Raw genomic sequence first — 16,013 nt, 5'->3', positions numbered from 1 at the left:
CGGCGGAAATGCGGCCGGTCCACGCATGTGTGGGTGGGTGCGGGCAGGATCGGGGGGTGGTCGCCACCGTGCCGAGGTCCGAGTCCCTGTCACTGTCTCAGGCGCGTCGCGTCGCGCTCGCGGCGCAAGGGTTGCATCGCCCGCGGCCGTTCGACGGCGTCGACGGGCGTGCGCCGACGATGCGGCAGGTGCAGGGGGTGATCGACCGGCTCGGGCTGCTGCAGATCGACTCGGTGAACGTGCTCGCGCGGGCGCACCTCATGCCGTTGTACGCGCGGCTCGGGCCGTACGACACGGCGCTGCTGGACCGGGCGGCGGGTCGTGCGCCGCGCCGGCTCGTGGAGACGTGGGCGCACGTCGCGTCGTACGTCCCGCCGAGTACGTGGCCGCTGCTCGAGTGGCGCCGTCGTGGGTACCGCACGGAGGCGTGGGGTGCGATCAGCGCGGTGGAGATGAGCCACTCGGAGGCGGTCGAGGACGTGCGGCGCCTGGTCGCCGAGCGCGGTCCGATCACGGCGAGCGAGGTGCACGAGATCCTCGAGGCGGAGGGTCGGGCGCACCCGCGGGACCGGTCGCAGTGGGGCTGGAACTGGACCGTCGCCAAGCGTGCCCTGGAGTTCCTCTTCTTCACGGGCGAGATCACCTCCGCACGCCGCAACGGGGCGTTCGAGCGCTGCTACGACCTCACGGAGCGCGTGCTGCCGCCCGAGGTCCTCGCCGCACCGCCCGTCTCCGAAGCCGATGCCGTGCGGGCGCTCCTCGAGATCGGGGCGCGCGCCCACGGCGTGGGGACACTGCGCTGCTTCAAGGACTACTTCCGCCTCCGGGGACCGGCGGTGCGCACGGCGCTCGCCGAGCTCGTCGAGGCGGGGACGTTGCTGTCGGTGACCGTCCAGGGCTGGGACGAGCCCACGTTCCTCCACGCCGACGCCACGCTCCCACGCTGGGCGACGGCGACGACGCTCCTCAACCCGTTCGACCCGCTCGTCTTCGAGCGCACACGGCTCGAGCGGCTGTTCGACGTGCACTACCGGATCGAGATCTACGTGCCGGCGCCGAAGCGGGTGCACGGCTACTACGTGCTGCCGTTCCTGGAGGGGGAGAACCTCACGGCGCGCGTCGACCTCAAGGCGGACCGTCGGGCGGGCGTGCTGCGCGTGCTCTCCGCGCACCGCGAGCAGGCGGCCGGCCCGACGACGGCGGCCCGGCTGGCGGCTGAGCTCCGCGTGCTCGGTGGATGGCTCGGGGTGCCAGACGTGGACGTCGCACCGGCCGGCGATCTTGCTCCGGCGCTGGCGGCGGAGGTTGCCACGGCGGCGTGAGGGCCGCTCCTGGTGCGGCGCCGGGCTCGTGCGGGTGGGCGGACGGACGGCGCGTGCGAGCGTCGTCGGACGTCCGCGACCCGACGGCGCGCGGAGGGTTCGTCGTCGGCGAAACCCGGGCGGGACCGACGGCGCCCCGACTCGCCTACGATGTTGTGTGACGTTGCCGACGACGACTGCCGCACGTGCCCGTGCGGGAGAGCGTCGGCGCTGCACCCGGACCACCCGGCCCGGGCCACGATCGATACGGGAGTCCTGCGTGCCTTCGATCCTCGACAAGGTCCTTCGCATCGGCGAGGGCCGGATCCTCAAGAAGCTGTCCGGCCTCGCCGACCAGGTCAACAAGCTCGAGCCGGGCTTCGAGGATCTCACCGACGAGGAGCTGCGGGAGGAGACCGACCGCTTCAAGGCGCGCCTCGAGGCCGGCGAGTCCCTCGACGACCTGCTGCCCGAGGCGTTCGCCACGGTGCGAGAGGCGGCCCGCCGCACGCTCGGCCAGCGCCACTTCGACGTGCAGCTCATGGGCGGCGCGGCGCTGCACCTCGGCAACATCGCCGAGATGAAGACCGGTGAGGGCAAGACGCTGGTCGCCACGACGGCCGCCTACCTCAACGCGCTCGAGGGCAAGGGCGTGCACGTCGTCACGGTCAACGACTACCTCGCGAAGTACCAGAGCGAGCTCATGGGCCGCGTGTACCGCTTCCTCGGCCTGACGACCGGCGTCATCCTGTCCGGCCAGACGCCCGCGCAGCGCCGGCAGGAGTACGCCGCGGACATCACGTACGGGACGAACAACGAGTTCGGCTTCGACTACCTGCGCGACAACATGGCGTGGTCCACGGACGACCTCGTGCAGCGCGGCCACCACTTCGCGATCGTCGACGAGGTCGACTCGATCCTCATCGACGAGGCCCGCACGCCGCTCATCATCTCCGGTCCCGCCTCGGGCGACACGAACCGCTGGTTCGGCGAGTTCGCGAAGGTGGTTCGCCGCCTGAACGCCGGCGCGGACTACGAGGTCGACGAGAAGAAGCGCACGGTCGGCGTGCTCGAGCCGGGCATCGCGAAGGTCGAGGACTACCTCGGCATCGACAACCTCTACGAGTCGCTCAACACGCCGCTCATCGGGTTCCTCAACAACGCCATCAAGGCGAAGGAGCTCTTCAAGCGCGACAAGGACTACGTCGTGCTGAACGGCGAGGTCATGATCGTCGACGAGCACACGGGGCGCATCCTGGCGGGCCGCCGCTACAACGAGGGCATGCACCAGGCGATCGAGGCCAAGGAGGGTGTGCAGATCAAGGCGGAGAACCAGACGCTCGCCACGATCACGCTGCAGAACTACTTCCGCCTGTACTCCAAGCTCGCGGGCATGACCGGTACGGCCGACACCGAGGCGGCCGAGTTCCAGGGCACGTACAAGCTCGGCGTCGTGCCGATCCCGACGAACCGCCCGATGCAGCGCATCGACCAGGCCGACCTGGTCTACAAGAACGAGGACGGCAAGTTCGACGCCGTCGTGGCCGACATCGTCGAGCGGCACGCGCACGGCCAGCCGGTGCTCGTCGGCACCACGAGCGTCGAGAAGTCCGAGCTGCTGTCGTCGAAGCTCAAGAAGCAGGGCGTCCCGCACGAGGTGCTCAACGCGAAGCAGCACGAGCGCGAGGCCGCGATCGTCGCGCAGGCGGGGCGCAAGGGCGCGGTGACCGTCGCGACGAACATGGCCGGTCGCGGTACCGACATCATGCTCGGCGGCAACGCCGAGTTCATGGCGGTCGCCGACCTCGCGGCTCGCGGGCTCGACGCCGCGGAGAACCCGGAGGAGTACGAGGCCGCCTGGCCCGACGCCCTGGAGAAGGCCAAGGCCGCGGTCGCCGCGGAGCACGAGGAGGTCACCGACCTCGGTGGGCTGTACGTGCTCGGCACGGAGCGCCACGAGTCCCGGCGCATCGACAACCAGCTCCGTGGTCGATCCGGCCGCCAGGGGGACCCGGGCGAGTCCCGGTTCTACCTGTCCATGCAGGACGACCTCATGCGCCTGTTCAACTCGGGTCTCGCCGAGTCGATGATGAACCGCGCGGGCTTCCCGGACGACGTGCCGCTCGAGTCCAAGATGGTCACGCGCGGCATCGCGAGCGCGCAGGGTCAGGTCGAGTCGCGCAACTTCGAGATCCGCAAGAACGTCCTCAAGTACGACGACGTCCTGTCGCGCCAGCGCACGGTCATCTACGACGAGCGCCGGCGCGTCCTCGAGGGCGAGGACCTGCAGGAGCAGGTGCAGCACTTCCTCGTCGACGTGGTCACGGCCTACGTGGAGGGCGCGACGGCGGAGGGCAACCCGGAGAACTGGGACCTCGATGCGCTGTGGACGGCGCTCAAGGCCGTGTACCCCGTGTCGATCGAGGTCGACGAGGTCGTCGAGCAGGCCGGCGGCCCGACGCGGCTGTCCCACGACCTCCTGCTCGAGGAGATCCTCTCCGACGCGCGCATCGCGTACCAGAACCGCGAGGAGCAGCTCGGCGAGGCGAACATGCGTCAGCTCGAGCGCCGCGTCACCCTGTCGGTCCTCGACCGCAAGTGGCGCGAGCACCTCTACGAGATGGACTACCTCAAGGAGGGCATCGGGCTGCGCGCGATGGCCCAGCGCGACCCGCTCGTCGAGTACCAGCGCGAGGGCTTCCAGCTCTTCCAGGCGATGACCGAGGCCATCAAGGAGGAGACCGTCGGGTTCCTCTTCAACCTCGAGGTCAAGGTCGCGGAGCCGGGTGCCGCCAACCCCTCCCAGTCCCCGGGGATCTCGGCGGCGGCGGCCGCGCAGGCGGCGCAGTCGGCCGCCGGTCAGGCGCTCGGTGGTGCGGCAGGCGCTGCGTCCGCGGGTGCGACGGCGGGGCTCGCCGCCGCGGCGCAGACGGCGGCCAGGTCGGCGGCCGTCGAGGATTCCCCGGTCCAGGACGCCCCAGTTCAGGACGCCCCGAGCGAGGACGTGTCCGGCGCCGGCGAGCCGGTGGTGGGCGCCTCCCCGGCCGAGCCGGCCCCGGTGGCCGCGCCTGCGGCGTTCGGTGGTGCGAGCACGAACCGTGCCGGAACGCTCGTCGCGAAGGGCCTCGACGGTCCCGACCGGCAGGTGCCGCTGTCCTACAGCGCACCCAGCGAGGACGGCACCGGCCAGGCCGTCGTGACCGGCGACGCCGGCCGACGGTCACGGCGTGCCCTGCACGGCGAGGCGAGCTCCGTCGAGAGCGACGGCCGCACCTTCCCGGGCACGCCGCGCAACGCCCAGTGCCCGTGCGGCTCGGGCAAGAAGTACAAGGTCTGCCACGGCCAGAACGAGGAGTGACGATCGCGCAGCGTTGCTGTGTGTGCCTACCGCGCGTGAGCACGCCAGTACGACGTCCTCGACGCCGGGTGTGGGAGTTCTCAGTGCTCCCGCTCCCGGTCGTCGGGGCCCGCGCAGGCGCGGCGACGTCGCCCTCGCGGGACGGCGGATTCTGATTCGCCTGGACACCACCCTGGCGCTTTCCTCCAGGTGAGTACCGCACCCGGAAGTGCGTACTTCCGTCGCGAGCCATGCTCACCGAACGATGGTGGCATGACCTCGACACCTGTGACCGGCGCCCAGACGGCGGGCCCGCGCCAGTGGCTGGGCCTCGCCGTCCTCGCTCTCCCGACCCTCCTGCTCTCCCTCGACATCACCGTGCTGCACCTCGCCGTGCCGTACCTCGCCGCGGACCTGCAGCCGTCGAGCACGCAGCTGCTGTGGATCCTGGACGTCTACGGCTTCATGATCGCGGGCTTCCTCGTCACCATGGGCACGCTCGGCGACCGGATCGGCCGCCGCCGGCTGCTCCTGCTCGGGGCGGCCGCGTTCGGTGCCGCGTCGGCCGCCGCGGCGTGGTCGACGAGCACCGAGATGCTCATCGCGAGCCGTGCGCTGCTCGGCGTCGCCGGCGCCACGCTCATGCCTTCCACGCTCGCGCTGATCAGCACGATGTTCACGGACCTGCGCGAGCGGGGTCTGGCCATCGGGATCTGGGCCGCGATGTTCTCCGCGGGGATCGCGCTCGGCCCGGTCGTCGGCGGTCTCGTGCTCGAGCAGTTCTGGTGGGGATCGGTGTTCCTGCTGGGCGTGCCTGTCATGGCGCTCCTGCTCGTGACAGGTCCGCTCCTGCTGCCCGAGTTCCGCGACCCGGCCGCCGGCCGGATCGACCTCGCGAGCGTCGTCCTCGCCGTCGGCGCCATGCTCGCCCTGGTCCTCGGCATCAAGGAGGTCGCCACTCACGGTGTGGCCGCCCTGCCGCTCGCCGCCCTGGTGGCTGGCCTCGTGCTCGGGACGGTGTTCGTCCGGCGGCAGGCGCGCATCGAGGCCCCGATCCTCGACCTCGCGCTGTTCCGCAGCCGCCGGCTGCGGGTCGCGCTCGTCGTGCTGCTCGTCAGCACGGGCGCCGTCGGCGGCATCTACCTGTTCATCACCCAGTACCTGCAGCTCGTGGTCGGCCTGTCGCCGCTCGAGGCGGGGATGTGGCTCCTCCCCGCAGCGGGGGTGCTCGTCGCGACGTCGCTCGCGGCCCCTCTCATGGTCCGCCGGGTGCGGCCCGGCGCGGTCGTGACCGCGTCCCTCGCGCTCTCGGCGACCGGCTACCTCGTGCTCGCCCAGGTGCCGCCCACCGGCGGGCTCGCCCTCGTCGTCGTGGGGTTCGTCCTCGTGTACGCGGGCGGCGGGCCGGTCATCGCGCTGGGCACGGAGATCGTCGTCGGCGCCGCGCCGGCGGAGAAGTCCGGTGCCGCGTCCGCGCTCAGCGAGACGAGCACCGAGCTCGGCGTCGGCCTCGGCCTCGCGGTGCTCGGGAGCGTCGGCGCCGCGCTGTACCGGATCGGGATGGTCGACGCGGTCCCCGGGCTCGACCAGCAGACCGCCGACGCCGCGGGCGAGACCCTCGCGGGCGCGCTCACGGCGGCGCAGGGTGCGCCCGACGGCGCGGGCGAGGCGCTCGTCACGTCGGCGACCACCGCCTTCGCCGACGGATTCACGGCCGCGGCGTGGACCGGCGCTGCCCTCGTCGTCGGGGTGGCGGTGCTCGCCGGGGTGGTCCTGCGCCGCAGCGCGAGCGAGACGCCCGGCGGGCAGGCGGACGACGACGGCGTCCCCGCCGAGGTCGTACCGGCCGCGGGCGTCAAGAAGGGTGGGGAGCTGAGCGCTCCCTGACTCAGAGCGCTACCCGATCTCGAGCGCGACGACGCGCCACGTGCCGCGGCGCGCCTCGAGCCGCACGGCCCCCGCGCGCACGCGGTCGCCGTCCTCGACGACGACGGTCCCCTCGGCGACGCCCTCGCCGATCCGGACGAGGCGTGCCCGGCGGATCGTCACGGGACGCGTCGCAGGATCGGACGTGGGTGACTCGAGCACCAGCCGCGCCCTGCGTGCCAGCGCGTCGTAGATCTCGGGGGACACCCAGCGGGCGAGCTGGCTCACGGTGCGCTCGCCGCGGACGACCTCGATCGCCGCGCGCACGACGGCGCAGCAGAGCGCGGTCGGGTCCGGCAGGGGGAGCGGCGTGGTGGGCGGTCCCCACGGGCGCCCCCGCACGACGTGCTGGGGCACGCGGCGGTTCTCGTCGCGCACGTCGACCTCCGGCGCGAGGCGATCTCCGACGCAGCGCAGGAGCCGTGCGGGCCCCGCGGAGGGCGTGCTCGTGGAACGGGTCTCCCGCGCGGCCGGGGTGGACGACGACGGTCGAGCCGCCATCTCCGGAGCCGCGGCCGGAGCCGGAGCCGTCGGGCCGAGGTGTGCGGTCGGCAGAGCGGTCATCGTCGAGCTCCTTCGTGGGACGCGGTCGTCAGGCCGAGGGTGCGCGGAGCACCTGGCCGGGGAGGATGAGGTCGGGGTCGGCACCGATCACGTCGGCGTTCGTCGCGTGCCAGCGCTGCACCGCCGCGGCGACCTGCGCGTCGTCGGCGTCCGCGGGCAGGTGCCGGGACGCGATCGACCAGAGGGAGTCCCCGCGGAGGACGACGGCCTCCTGCGGGTCGGTGTCGGTCGCCACCTCGCGCGTGACGGCGAGCGCGGCGTCGCGCTGGGCGACCTCGCTCAGGGTCGTCGTCGCGGGTGGGTGCGCCGTGCTTGCCGGTGGCCCCTCCGTCATGGCCGGGCTCGCCGGCGCGGTCACTGTCCCCTCGGCCGGGTGTGTCCGGTCGCTCGTCGCGGAGGGCGGGTCGACGCGCTCGGCCGGGACCGCGACGTCGTCGTGCCCGGGGGCTGCGGTGCCGGAGGGTGGGTCGAGGGCGGACGGACCCTGCGCGTCCTCGGCGGGCGCCGGTGTGTCGGACGGCGCCACCACTGTCGACGGGCGCCATCCGAGATCGACGGCGACGACGGCGGGCTCGGGAGCGGGGGCGTCGGAGGCCTGGGCGGCCCCACCGGACAGGACGAGGCCGGCGCCGACCGACACCGTGACCCCGACGCGTGCCGCCCGCCGGACGACCTGGGGGGCGATGCGGACCACGAGCCGCTCCCCGGCCGACCACGAGCGTCCGGCGGCCCGGGCGAGCACGCACACGGTCCCGAGCAGCGCACTCACCGCGATCCACGCGGCGGCGAGCAGGCCCACGCCGAGAGCCACGAGCTCGAGGTAGGGCTCGACCTGGGACGACGGCAGCTCGCCCACGACGTGCCGTGTGCGGAGCGCGAGAGCCAGCGCGGCGCCCGTCATCGTCACGAGGAGAACGACGAGCGTCGCGTTGCCACGTGCAGCCTCGGCTGCGGGTCGTCTGTCCATCGGGGCCCCCTGCCCGCTGTCGCCTGGCGGCGACCGCGTCTTGATGTCGTTTGATATCGTTTGACGCTGACAAGCCTATCTAAACGAGTTCGGCATGCTCTGTCCAGAGGGCTTCTCGTGATGTGGACGGTGGGCGTCGCAGGGCTCCCGTGCACCGCTACGGTGTGCCCGTGCGATGGGACGCGCTCTTCGAGGACCTCGACGGCCAGCTGGCCGCGGTCGAGGCCGCCGACCGTGCTGCCGTGGTCGCCGACCTCACGCGCGCCGAGCACGCCACGATCACCCTCCTGGAGCGGCTCCGCGGTGCGACCGGACCGGTGGACCTCGAGCTGCGCGACGGCGCACGGGTCTCCGGCGTGGTGCGCGACGCCGCCACGGACTGGGTGCTCGTCGGCGACGGGCGCGGTCAGCACCTCGTCCCGACTGCGGCGCTCGCGGCCGTGACGGGACTCGGGCGGCACGCCGTGCCCGCCGTGTCGGCTCGGTCGGACGGGCTCGGGCTGGGGCACGTCCTGCGCGCGCTCATGCGCGACCGTCGTCCCGTCCAGGTCCGCACACCGGCGGGGACGTTCGCCGGATGGATCGCGCGAGTCGGCAGGGACCACCTCGACGTCGAGGTGCGGCCCGGGGACGCCCAGGGCGCGCGTGCGGTCCCCTACGCGGCGCTCTTGTGCGTCAGCGACCCGGAGCCGGGGATCGTCCCGAGGTGAGGGCGACGCAGGGGGAGCAGCAGAAGACGGCGCGCGCCGGTCACGCGCGGCGGTCAGCCGTCGAAGTCGCCGGCCTCGATGCGCTGCCGCGTCTGCGCGTACATGCGCTGGATGTAGCCCTCGAGCTCGCTCACCTCGACGCGCCACTGCCCGCGGCCGCCGACCTGGATCGCGGGGAGCTCTCCGGACCGGACGAGCGCGTACGCCTGCGCGGCGGAGATGTTGAGCTCCTCCGTGACGTCGGCGAGGGTGAGGAAGCGCTGAGACATGGCGTCAGTCTGGCACGCGACCGGGGCGCGACGACGGTCGTCCACAGGCCTCTGCGCGCGGCTGCCGTACCGAGGATCATGAACCCGCAGCACGCGTCGCGTGCCGGAGACCACCACCCAGGGGGAGATCGATGACGACCACGCTGGAACGACCGCGCGCGACGACTCACGCACCACCGGCCCCGGCCGCGCGGCTGCGACGACCGACCTGGCGCGACCCGCGCCTGCTCGTGGGCGTGGTCGTCGTCGCCCTCTCCGTCGCGCTCGGATCGTGGGCCGTGAGCGCGGCGAGCGAGACCGTCGCGGTCTACGCGGCCGGGACCGTCCTCACGCCCGGGAGCACGGTCACGACGGCCGACCTGCGCGCCGTCGACGTGCGTCTCGGCACGCAGACCGACCGCTACCTCCTCGTCGAGGACGGGCTCCCGGACGAGCCCGTGGTCCTGCGGACCGTCGCTTCGGGCGAGCTCGTGCCCGCCGACGCGCTCGGCGGCCAGGAGGACCTCGCGGTGCGAGCCGTCGCCGTCCCGGTGACGAGCGGCCTCTCCGACCGCATCGTGACGGGCGCGACGGTCGACCTCTGGCACGTGCCGGCGGCCGACCAGGAGTCCGCGACCGAGGCGGCCCGTGACGCCACCCCGGCAGAGCCCGCGCTCCTCGTCGGCGGCGTCACGGTCGCCGAGGTCGACGAGGGCGAGGGCGCGCTCGTCGTCGGAGGGCCGCTCACGGTCCACCTGCTCGTCGCGGTGGACGACCTGCCCGGCGTCCTCGGCGCCGTCGCGGGCGACGGGACGCTCGCGCTCGTCCCCGTGGGCGGTGCCGGGTGAGCGGCGCGACCGCCGTCGCGACCGTGCTGTGCGCGGTACGCGGCGATCGCGAGGCGGACGTCGTCACGGCGCTCGACGCCCCCGGTCTTCAGGTCACCCGTCGCTGCGCGGACGTCACGGAGCTGCGTGCGGCAGCAGCCGCAGGCGCGGGCCGGGTCGCGGTCGTGTCGTCTGACCTGCCCGCGCTGGACCGCGAGGCGGTCGCCGAGCTGCGCGCCCACGGCGTCCGCGTCGTCGCGCTCGCCCTCACGGGGTCCTGGGAGGAGGGTCGGCTGCGTGCGCTCGGAGTAGACGTCGTCGTCGACCTGACCGCCTCCCCGGACGAGCTGCGCGACGTCGTCCGCTCGGCGGTGCCCACGCACGCAGGGGCGGGGCACCCGGCGGACCGGACGCCCGTCGTGGCGGGGACGGCGGGGCCGGCACCCGCGCGTCGTGACGGCCGGGTCGTCGCGGTGTGGGGCCCGACCGGTGCGCCGGGCCGCACGGTCCTCGCGGTCAACCTCGCGGCCGAGCTCGCCGGGCCCACCGCCGCAGGGCGGCGCGGTCGCGGCTCGCGGCGCGACCGGCGTGCCGCGGAGGTCGAGCTCCCGACGAGCGCGCCGACCGGACCCGCGGCGGACGTCCTCCTCGTCGACGCCGACACCTACGGCGGCACCGTCGCGCAGCACCTCGGCATGCTCGACGAGTCGCCGGGGCTCGCCGCGGCGGTCCGGAGCGCGGGGCAGGGCGCGCTCGACGCGGCCGGCCTCGTCGCGCTCGCCCCGGCGGTCATGGACCGCGTCCGGGTCCTCACCGGTGTCGCGCGCGCCGCGCGCTGGCCGGAGCTTCCGGGTGCGTCCCTCGACGCCGTCTGGGAGGTGGCCCGGACGGTCGCCGACTGGACGGTGGTGGACTGCGGCTTCGCGATCGAGCGCGACGAGCTGCTCACCTACGACACCCGCGCGCCCCAGCGCAACGACGCGACGCTCAGCGCGCTCGCCGCCGCGGACGCGGTGGTGGTCGTGGGAGCGGCCGACCCGGTGGGCGTGCAGCGGCTCGTCCGCGCGCTCGACGAGCTCGCGGACGCAGGCGTCGCCGCCGGGGCCCTGCGCGTCGTCGTCGTCAACCGCGTGCGGTCGACCGTGGTCGGCCCGCGCCCGGAGCGGGCCGTGCGGGACGCGATGGCCCGGTACGCGGGCGTCGACGACCTCCACGCCGTGCCCGAGGACCGCTCCTTCGACGTCGCGCTGCGCGAGGGTCGTGCGCTCGCGGAGGTGGCGCCCGGGAGCCCGGCGCGGCGGGCGGTCGCGCGCCTCGCGGCGCACGTGCGCGAGACGACGCCGGTCCCCGCCGGGCGTGGTGCGTCGCACGGCCACGTGCGAGAGGCGGCACACTGAACCCATGCGCATCTACCTGCCCGCGACGCTCGACGAGCTCGACGCCGTGACGCTCACCCCCGACGCGGCCCGCTGGACGGTCGCACCCCGCGGCGCCCACGCGGTCACGGCGGCCCTGACCCGGTCCCTGCCCGACGAGGACGCGGAGGGGCTCGAGTACGCCGCGGCGCTCGAGGCGGCGGACGACTCGCTCGCCCTCGTCGCCTCCCGGCCCGACGGCCCGCGGCAGCGGCTCGTCGTCACGCTCGAGGTGCCCGACGGCGCGGTCCAGGTCGTCGGGGCGGACGACCCTGGCACCACGGCGGACGACGAGGACGCGCCGGCACCGAGCGCGGTCGAGATCGTGCGCACGGTCGCCGACGTGGCGATCGTGTGCGTGCACGTCGACGAGCCTGAGGCGGCACCGGACGTGGAGGCGGTGCTGGCCGCCGCGGACGGTGAGGGCCCGGACGCGGACGCCGCGCTGGACGCGGCGCTCGAGCGCGTCACGGAGCGCGACCTGCTCTGGTACGACTGGTCGGAGCTCCCGGACGTGCCGCGCGGCTGAGCCGGGCGGTCACCCCAGGCGCTTGAGCACCTCGTCGTGCAACAGGCCGTTGCTCGCGACGGCGTTGCCGCCCCACGGGCCGTCCGCGCCGTCGAGCGACGTGAACCGCCCGCCCGCCTCGGTGACGATCGGCACGAGCGCGGCCATGTCGTAGAGCTCGAGCTCGGGCTCAGCAGCCGCCTCGACCGCGCCCTCGGCGACGAGCATGTACGACCAGAAGTCGCCGTACCCGCGCGTACGCCACGCGCCCCGCATGAGGTCGAGGAACGGCTCCAGCCTCCCGCGCTCCTCCCAGCCGGTGAGCGAGGAGTAGGCGAGCGAGGCGTCCTCCCACCGGCCGACCCCGGAGACGTGCAACCGCGACGCGGCGGCGAGCGACTTGCCGGTCCAGGCACCGGTGCCCCTCGACGCCCACCAGCGGCGGCCGAGCGCGGGCGCGGACACGAGCCCGACGACGACCTCGTCGCCGTCGGCGAGCGCGATGAGCGTCGCCCAGACGGGGACGCCGCGCACGAAGTTCTTCGTCCCGTCGATCGGGTCGATGATCCAGCGCCGCGCGCCGTGCCCCGTCTCGCCGAACTCCTCGCCGACGATCGCGTCGCGACCGCGAGCGCGGCCGAGCTGGGCGCGGATGATCTCCTCCGCGGCCCGGTCGGCGTCGCTCACGGGGGTGCTGTCGGGCTTGGACTCGACGTGCAGGTCGAGCGCCTTGAACCGGGACATCGTGTGCCCGTCCACCTGGTCGGCGATCACGTGGGCGAGGCGCAGGTCGTCGTCGTAGCCGCGCGTCGAGGGGGGCGTCATGGCTCACACCGTAGCGGTGCGACGCGCGGCGAGCGCCGCGCCGCGCCTACGCGTGCGCCGCGCGCGGCGGAACGTCCCTCCGCGCGGGGCTCGCGCGTAGGCGCGGGCGCGCGGCGCGTAGGCGCGCCCGCTCGGGCAGATCAGGCGGCACCGGTGCGGGAGCCCAGCACGCGGCGGAAGGACTCCACCCGCGCCGCGCGGGCGGCGCGCGTCTCGTCGTCCGGTGCTGCGGCGACCCAGTCGTCGAGCGCGCAGTCCGGGGCGTCGTCGAGGTGCGTGCACCCGCGGGGGCACTCCTGCGCGACGGCGTCGAGGTCCTCGAACGCGTGCAGCAGGTTCTCTACCCGCACGTGCGCGAGCCCGAACGAGCGCACGCCAGGCGTGTCGATGACCCAGCCGCCGCCGGGGAGCCGGAGGGCGACCGCGGACGTCGACGTGTGCCGGCCGCGACCCGTGACGTCGTTGACGACGCCGGTCGCGCGCCGGGCGTCGGGCACGAGCGCGTTGACCAGCGTCGACTTGCCGACGCCCGAGTGGCCGACGAACACGGACGTGCGGCCCGCCAGCGCGTCACGGACGGCATCGAGCGGCTCGATCGCCCACCCGCCCTCGACGAGCCCGTCGGGCGCGCGGCGCGTCACGACGACCGACACCCCGAGCGGCTCGTAGAGCGCGCGCAGCGGCCCGGCGTCGGCGAGATCCGCCTTGGTGAGGCACAGCAGGACGTCCATGCCGGCGTCGTACGCGGCGACGACGCACCGGTCGATCATGCGCGTGCGCGGCTCGGGGTCGGCGAGCGCGGTGACGATCACGAGCTGATCGGCGTTCGCGACGACGACCCGCTCGTAGGGGTCGGTGTCGTCGGCGGTGCGCCGCAGGACCGACGACCGCTCCTGGATGCGCACGATGCGCGCGAGCGTCCCGTCCTCGCCGCTCACGTCGCCGACGAGATCGACCCGGTCACCGCACACGACGCGCGTGCGGCCGATGTCGCGCGCCTTCATCGCGACGACGACGCGTTCGTCGTCGGTCCCGGGGCCGTCGGCCGACTCGTCGACGAGCAGCGTGTACCGGCCCCGGTCCACGCCCGTGACGAACCCGGTCACCGCGTCCGCGTGCTCGGGCCGTTGCTTGGTGCGCGGCCGGCTGCCGCGCTTGCCCGGGCGGGAGCGGAAGTCGGACTCGTCGGGGACGCGGGCCATCAGCGGGTCGCCGCCCCGCCCCGGAGCATGCGCTCCCACATGCCCGCGAACCCGGGGAGCGTCTTGGTGGTCGTCTCGACGTTCTCCACCCCCACCCCCGGGACACGCAGCCCGATCACGGCCGCGGACGTCGCCATGCGGTGGTCGTGGTACGTGCGGAACAGCCCGCCGTGCAGCGGGCGCGGCGTGATGACGAGCCCGTCGCGCGTCTCCTCCGCCTGCCCGCCGAGGCGCGTGATCTCGGTCGCGAGGGCCGCGAGCCGGTCGGTCTCGTGCCCACGCAGGTGCGCGATACCGCGCAGCCGGCTGGGGGAGTCGGCGAGCGCGGCGAGCGCGGCGATCGTCGGCGCTAGCTCGCCCGCGGCGTGCAGGTCGACGTCGACGCCGCGCACCTCGCCCGTTCCCGTCACCGACAGCACGTCGCCGTCGAGCGACGCCGTCGCGCCCATGGACTCCAGCAGCTCGGGGACCATCGCGCCGGGCTGGGTGGTGGCCGTCGGCCAGCCCGTGACCCGCACGGTGCCACCGGCGACGAGCGCGGCCGCGAGGAACGGCGCGGCGTTCGACAGGTCGGGCTCGACCTGCACGTCGCGCGCCGTGATCGGCCCCGGCTCGACGCGCCAGATCGCGGGCCGCGAGTCGTCGACGACTACGCCCACCTCGCGCAGGACCTCCACCGTCATCTCGATGTGCGGCATGCTCGGCAGCGTGTGCCCGATGTGACGCACGGTGAGCCCCTGGTCGTACCGCGCTGCGGCGAGAAGCAGGCCCGAGACGAACTGGCTCGACGCCGAGGCGTCGAGGTCGACCGACCCGCCGCGCACGCGGCCCCGCCCGCGGATCGTGAAGGGCAGGGTCGTCGGAAGGGTCGAGGCGTCGCCGTCGCGCTCGACGCTCACGTCGAGAGCGTTCAGCGCGGCGAGCACCGGGCCCATCGGGCGGACCCGCGCGGCCTCGTCGCCGTCGAACCGGACCGCGCCGTCGGCCAGCGCCGCCGCCGGCGGCAGGAAGCGCATGACCGTCCCGGCGAGACCGCAGTCGACGGCGACCGGCCCGCGCAGCGGGCCCGGCGTGACGTGCAGCTCGCTCGGGGAGCCGCCCTCCTCGATCCCGACGCCGAGCGCCCGCAGCCCGGCGATCATGAGGTCCGCGTCGCGGCTGCGCAGCGCCCCGCGCAGCGTGCCCGGACCGTCCGCGAGCGCGGCGAGCACGAGCAGGCGGTTCGTCAGCGACTTGGACCCCGGCACCTCGACGGTCGCGTCGAGCGGTCCGTCCGCCGTCGGCGCGGCCCACCCCTCGTCGACGGGGGCGGCAGCGCTGGCGGCAGAAGGCGGGGTCGTCATGGCGTCCAGGCTAGTGGAGGCAGCCCGCACGACGGCGGCCGGTCCCGCCGGACGGACGCGAGTCCGACGGCGTCAGGCGACCTTCGCGCGGACGGCCGCGCCGGCGTCGTGCACCGCTTCGGAGGCGCTGGCCGCGGCGTGCTCGGCCGCCTCCTGCGCGGCCTTCGCGGCGCGCCGAGCCGAGCGGCCCGCGTCCTTCGCCGCCCTGCTGGTGGAGCGCGCCATCCCTTTCGCGGTCTTCTTCGCCGAACGCGTGGCGCCCTTGGTGCCCGCGACGACGGACTCCTGCTTCGCCTGCTTGGCGAGCGCGAGGTCGTGGCGCGCCTTCTCGAGCCGCCACTGCACGCCGGGGCGGCCCTCGTAGTCCGCGCCGGCGATCAGCGCGGCACCGATGGCCCCGACGTTCGCCACGAACCTGCGGGTGCGCTCGGTGCGCGTCGTCCCGCTCGAGGTGAAGGGCTGGTTGACGACCGCGAGCGGCACCGTGAGCGCGGCGAGCGTGAGCGCCGCCGTCCGGGGCGCCTTGCCGACGGCGAGGCACAGCCCGGCGACGGCGGTCGCGGCCCCGTGCGCCCGGACGAGGGTCGTCACCTGACGGTCGCTCAACGGGACCTCGACCCCCGCCCGCTCGACGAGCTCGACGCCGCCGCGGGCCGCCCGGACGTGCTCGGCGGGCTTGAGGGCGGCCTGGACGCCGTCGTAGACGAACCAGGAGGCCAGCATGGGCCTCGCAAGGGGACGCAGCAGCATCGGATCTCCTTCGTGAGCCGGACGGTCCCAGCCTGCCCTCCGCGCGGGTGCCGCGCCACCTGCGGACCGGTGCTACGGCGTGCGATCGGG

The 16,013-nt window shown here is 74.6% G+C and carries 14 protein-coding genes; 7 read left to right on the top strand and 7 right to left on the bottom strand.

The window, feature by feature from the left end; translation table 11 throughout:
• Positions 1-56: 56 nt before the first annotated feature.
• The 3 genes from AC4H2H_RS14710 (at position 57) to AC4H2H_RS14700 (ending at position 6,525) form a co-directional block, all read left to right on the top strand.
• Positions 57-1,322 (top strand): winged helix-turn-helix domain-containing protein, encoded by a 1,266-nt coding sequence (locus AC4H2H_RS14710; protein ID WP_494371556.1) that lies wholly within the window; start codon positions 57-59, stop codon positions 1,320-1,322.
• A gap of 259 nt (positions 1,323-1,581) precedes the next feature.
• Positions 1,582-4,659, top strand: a complete 3,078-nt coding sequence (secA, locus tag AC4H2H_RS14705; RefSeq protein ID WP_494371555.1) for a preprotein translocase subunit SecA — start codon at positions 1,582-1,584, stop codon at positions 4,657-4,659.
• A gap of 252 nt (positions 4,660-4,911) precedes the next feature.
• Positions 4,912-6,525, top strand: a complete 1,614-nt coding sequence (locus tag AC4H2H_RS14700) for an MFS transporter (protein WP_494371554.1) — start codon at positions 4,912-4,914, stop codon at positions 6,523-6,525.
• Positions 6,526-6,534: 9 nt separating this feature from the next.
• Here the strand turns inward: AC4H2H_RS14700 and AC4H2H_RS14695 are convergent, their stop codons facing one another.
• The gene (locus AC4H2H_RS14695) at positions 6,535-7,128 is read right to left on the bottom strand and encodes an Rv3235 family protein (RefSeq protein ID WP_494371553.1); all 594 of its coding nucleotides are present in this window, start codon (positions 7,126-7,128) and stop codon (positions 6,535-6,537) included.
• 28 nt (positions 7,129-7,156) lie between these two features.
• Positions 7,157-8,095, bottom strand: a complete 939-nt coding sequence (locus tag AC4H2H_RS14690; RefSeq protein ID WP_494371552.1) for a hypothetical protein — start codon at positions 8,093-8,095, stop codon at positions 7,157-7,159.
• Between the two features lie 170 nt (positions 8,096-8,265).
• Between AC4H2H_RS14690 and AC4H2H_RS14685 the strand changes: the two genes are divergently transcribed.
• A complete protein-coding gene (locus AC4H2H_RS14685; RefSeq protein ID WP_494371551.1) occupies positions 8,266-8,805 on the top strand; it encodes a hypothetical protein in 540 nt (179 codons plus the stop codon).
• A gap of 53 nt (positions 8,806-8,858) precedes the next feature.
• On the opposite strand, the gene AC4H2H_RS14680 is transcribed toward AC4H2H_RS14685, so the two are convergent.
• Positions 8,859-9,074 carry a helix-turn-helix domain-containing protein gene (locus AC4H2H_RS14680; RefSeq protein ID WP_494371550.1) on the bottom strand — a complete coding sequence of 72 codons (216 nt, stop codon included), beginning with the start codon at positions 9,072-9,074 and terminating at the stop codon, positions 8,859-8,861.
• A 131-nt stretch (positions 9,075-9,205) separates the two neighbouring features.
• Here AC4H2H_RS14680 and AC4H2H_RS14675 point away from each other — a divergent pair, with 131 nt between their 5' ends.
• From AC4H2H_RS14675 to AC4H2H_RS14665, 3 genes are read left to right on the top strand one after another with little or no spacing between them, the layout of a single operon-like run.
• Positions 9,206-9,901, top strand: a complete 696-nt coding sequence (locus tag AC4H2H_RS14675) for a hypothetical protein (RefSeq protein WP_494371549.1) — start codon at positions 9,206-9,208, stop codon at positions 9,899-9,901.
• Positions 9,898-11,277 (top strand): CpaE/TadZ family protein, encoded by a 1,380-nt coding sequence (locus AC4H2H_RS14670; RefSeq protein WP_494371548.1) that lies wholly within the window; start codon positions 9,898-9,900, stop codon positions 11,275-11,277. Before AC4H2H_RS14675 ends, AC4H2H_RS14670 begins: the two co-directional genes overlap by 4 nt.
• A 4-nt stretch (positions 11,278-11,281) precedes the next feature.
• The gene (locus AC4H2H_RS14665; RefSeq protein WP_494371547.1) at positions 11,282-11,824 is read left to right on the top strand and encodes a DUF6912 family protein; all 543 of its coding nucleotides are present in this window, start codon (positions 11,282-11,284) and stop codon (positions 11,822-11,824) included.
• Positions 11,825-11,833: 9 nt separating this feature from the next.
• Here the strand turns inward: AC4H2H_RS14665 and hisN are convergent, their stop codons facing one another.
• The 4 genes from hisN to AC4H2H_RS14645 all read right to left on the bottom strand — a co-directional run bounded on the left by hisN (position 11,834) and on the right by AC4H2H_RS14645 (position 15,923).
• The gene (gene hisN, locus AC4H2H_RS14660) at positions 11,834-12,628 is read right to left on the bottom strand and encodes a histidinol-phosphatase (RefSeq protein ID WP_494371546.1); all 795 of its coding nucleotides are present in this window, start codon (positions 12,626-12,628) and stop codon (positions 11,834-11,836) included.
• 140 nt (positions 12,629-12,768) lie between these two features.
• Positions 12,769-13,830 carry a ribosome small subunit-dependent GTPase A gene (rsgA, locus tag AC4H2H_RS14655; protein WP_494371545.1) on the bottom strand — a complete coding sequence of 354 codons (1,062 nt, stop codon included), beginning with the start codon at positions 13,828-13,830 and terminating at the stop codon, positions 12,769-12,771.
• A complete protein-coding gene (gene aroA / locus AC4H2H_RS14650) occupies positions 13,830-15,173 on the bottom strand; it encodes a 3-phosphoshikimate 1-carboxyvinyltransferase (protein ID WP_494371544.1) in 1,344 nt (447 codons plus the stop codon). The genes rsgA and aroA overlap by 1 nt, the downstream gene beginning before the upstream one ends.
• A 72-nt stretch (positions 15,174-15,245) precedes the next feature.
• On the bottom strand, positions 15,246-15,923 hold the full coding sequence (locus AC4H2H_RS14645; protein ID WP_494371543.1) for a DoxX family membrane protein: 678 nt from the start codon (positions 15,921-15,923) through the stop codon (positions 15,246-15,248).
• Positions 15,924-16,013: the final 90 nt, after the last annotated feature.

The organism is Cellulosimicrobium sp. BMG9.22 (assembly GCF_059159975.1).
Note: the sequence above shows the minus strand (reverse complement) of the source record. Positions and strands in the feature narration are given on the sequence as shown.

Coding starts and splice junctions, on each gene's coding strand:
- AC4H2H_RS14700 (WP_494371554.1), top strand. CDS start 4,912: ATGACCTCGACACCTGTGACCGGCGCCCAGACGGCGGGCCCGCGCCAG.
- AC4H2H_RS14695 (WP_494371553.1), bottom strand. CDS start 7,128: ATGACCGCTCTGCCGACCGCACACCTCGGCCCGACGGCTCCGGCTCCG.
- AC4H2H_RS14690 (WP_494371552.1), bottom strand. CDS start 8,095: ATGGACAGACGACCCGCAGCCGAGGCTGCACGTGGCAACGCGACGCTC.
- AC4H2H_RS14680 (WP_494371550.1), bottom strand. CDS start 9,074: ATGTCTCAGCGCTTCCTCACCCTCGCCGACGTCACGGAGGAGCTCAAC.
- AC4H2H_RS14675 (WP_494371549.1), top strand. CDS start 9,206: ATGACGACCACGCTGGAACGACCGCGCGCGACGACTCACGCACCACCG.
- AC4H2H_RS14665 (WP_494371547.1), top strand. CDS start 11,282: ATGCGCATCTACCTGCCCGCGACGCTCGACGAGCTCGACGCCGTGACG.
- hisN (WP_494371546.1), bottom strand. CDS start 12,628: ATGACGCCCCCCTCGACGCGCGGCTACGACGACGACCTGCGCCTCGCC.
- rsgA (WP_494371545.1), bottom strand. CDS start 13,830: ATGGCCCGCGTCCCCGACGAGTCCGACTTCCGCTCCCGCCCGGGCAAG.
- aroA (WP_494371544.1), bottom strand. CDS start 15,173: ATGACGACCCCGCCTTCTGCCGCCAGCGCTGCCGCCCCCGTCGACGAG.
- AC4H2H_RS14645 (WP_494371543.1), bottom strand. CDS start 15,923: ATGCTGCTGCGTCCCCTTGCGAGGCCCATGCTGGCCTCCTGGTTCGTC.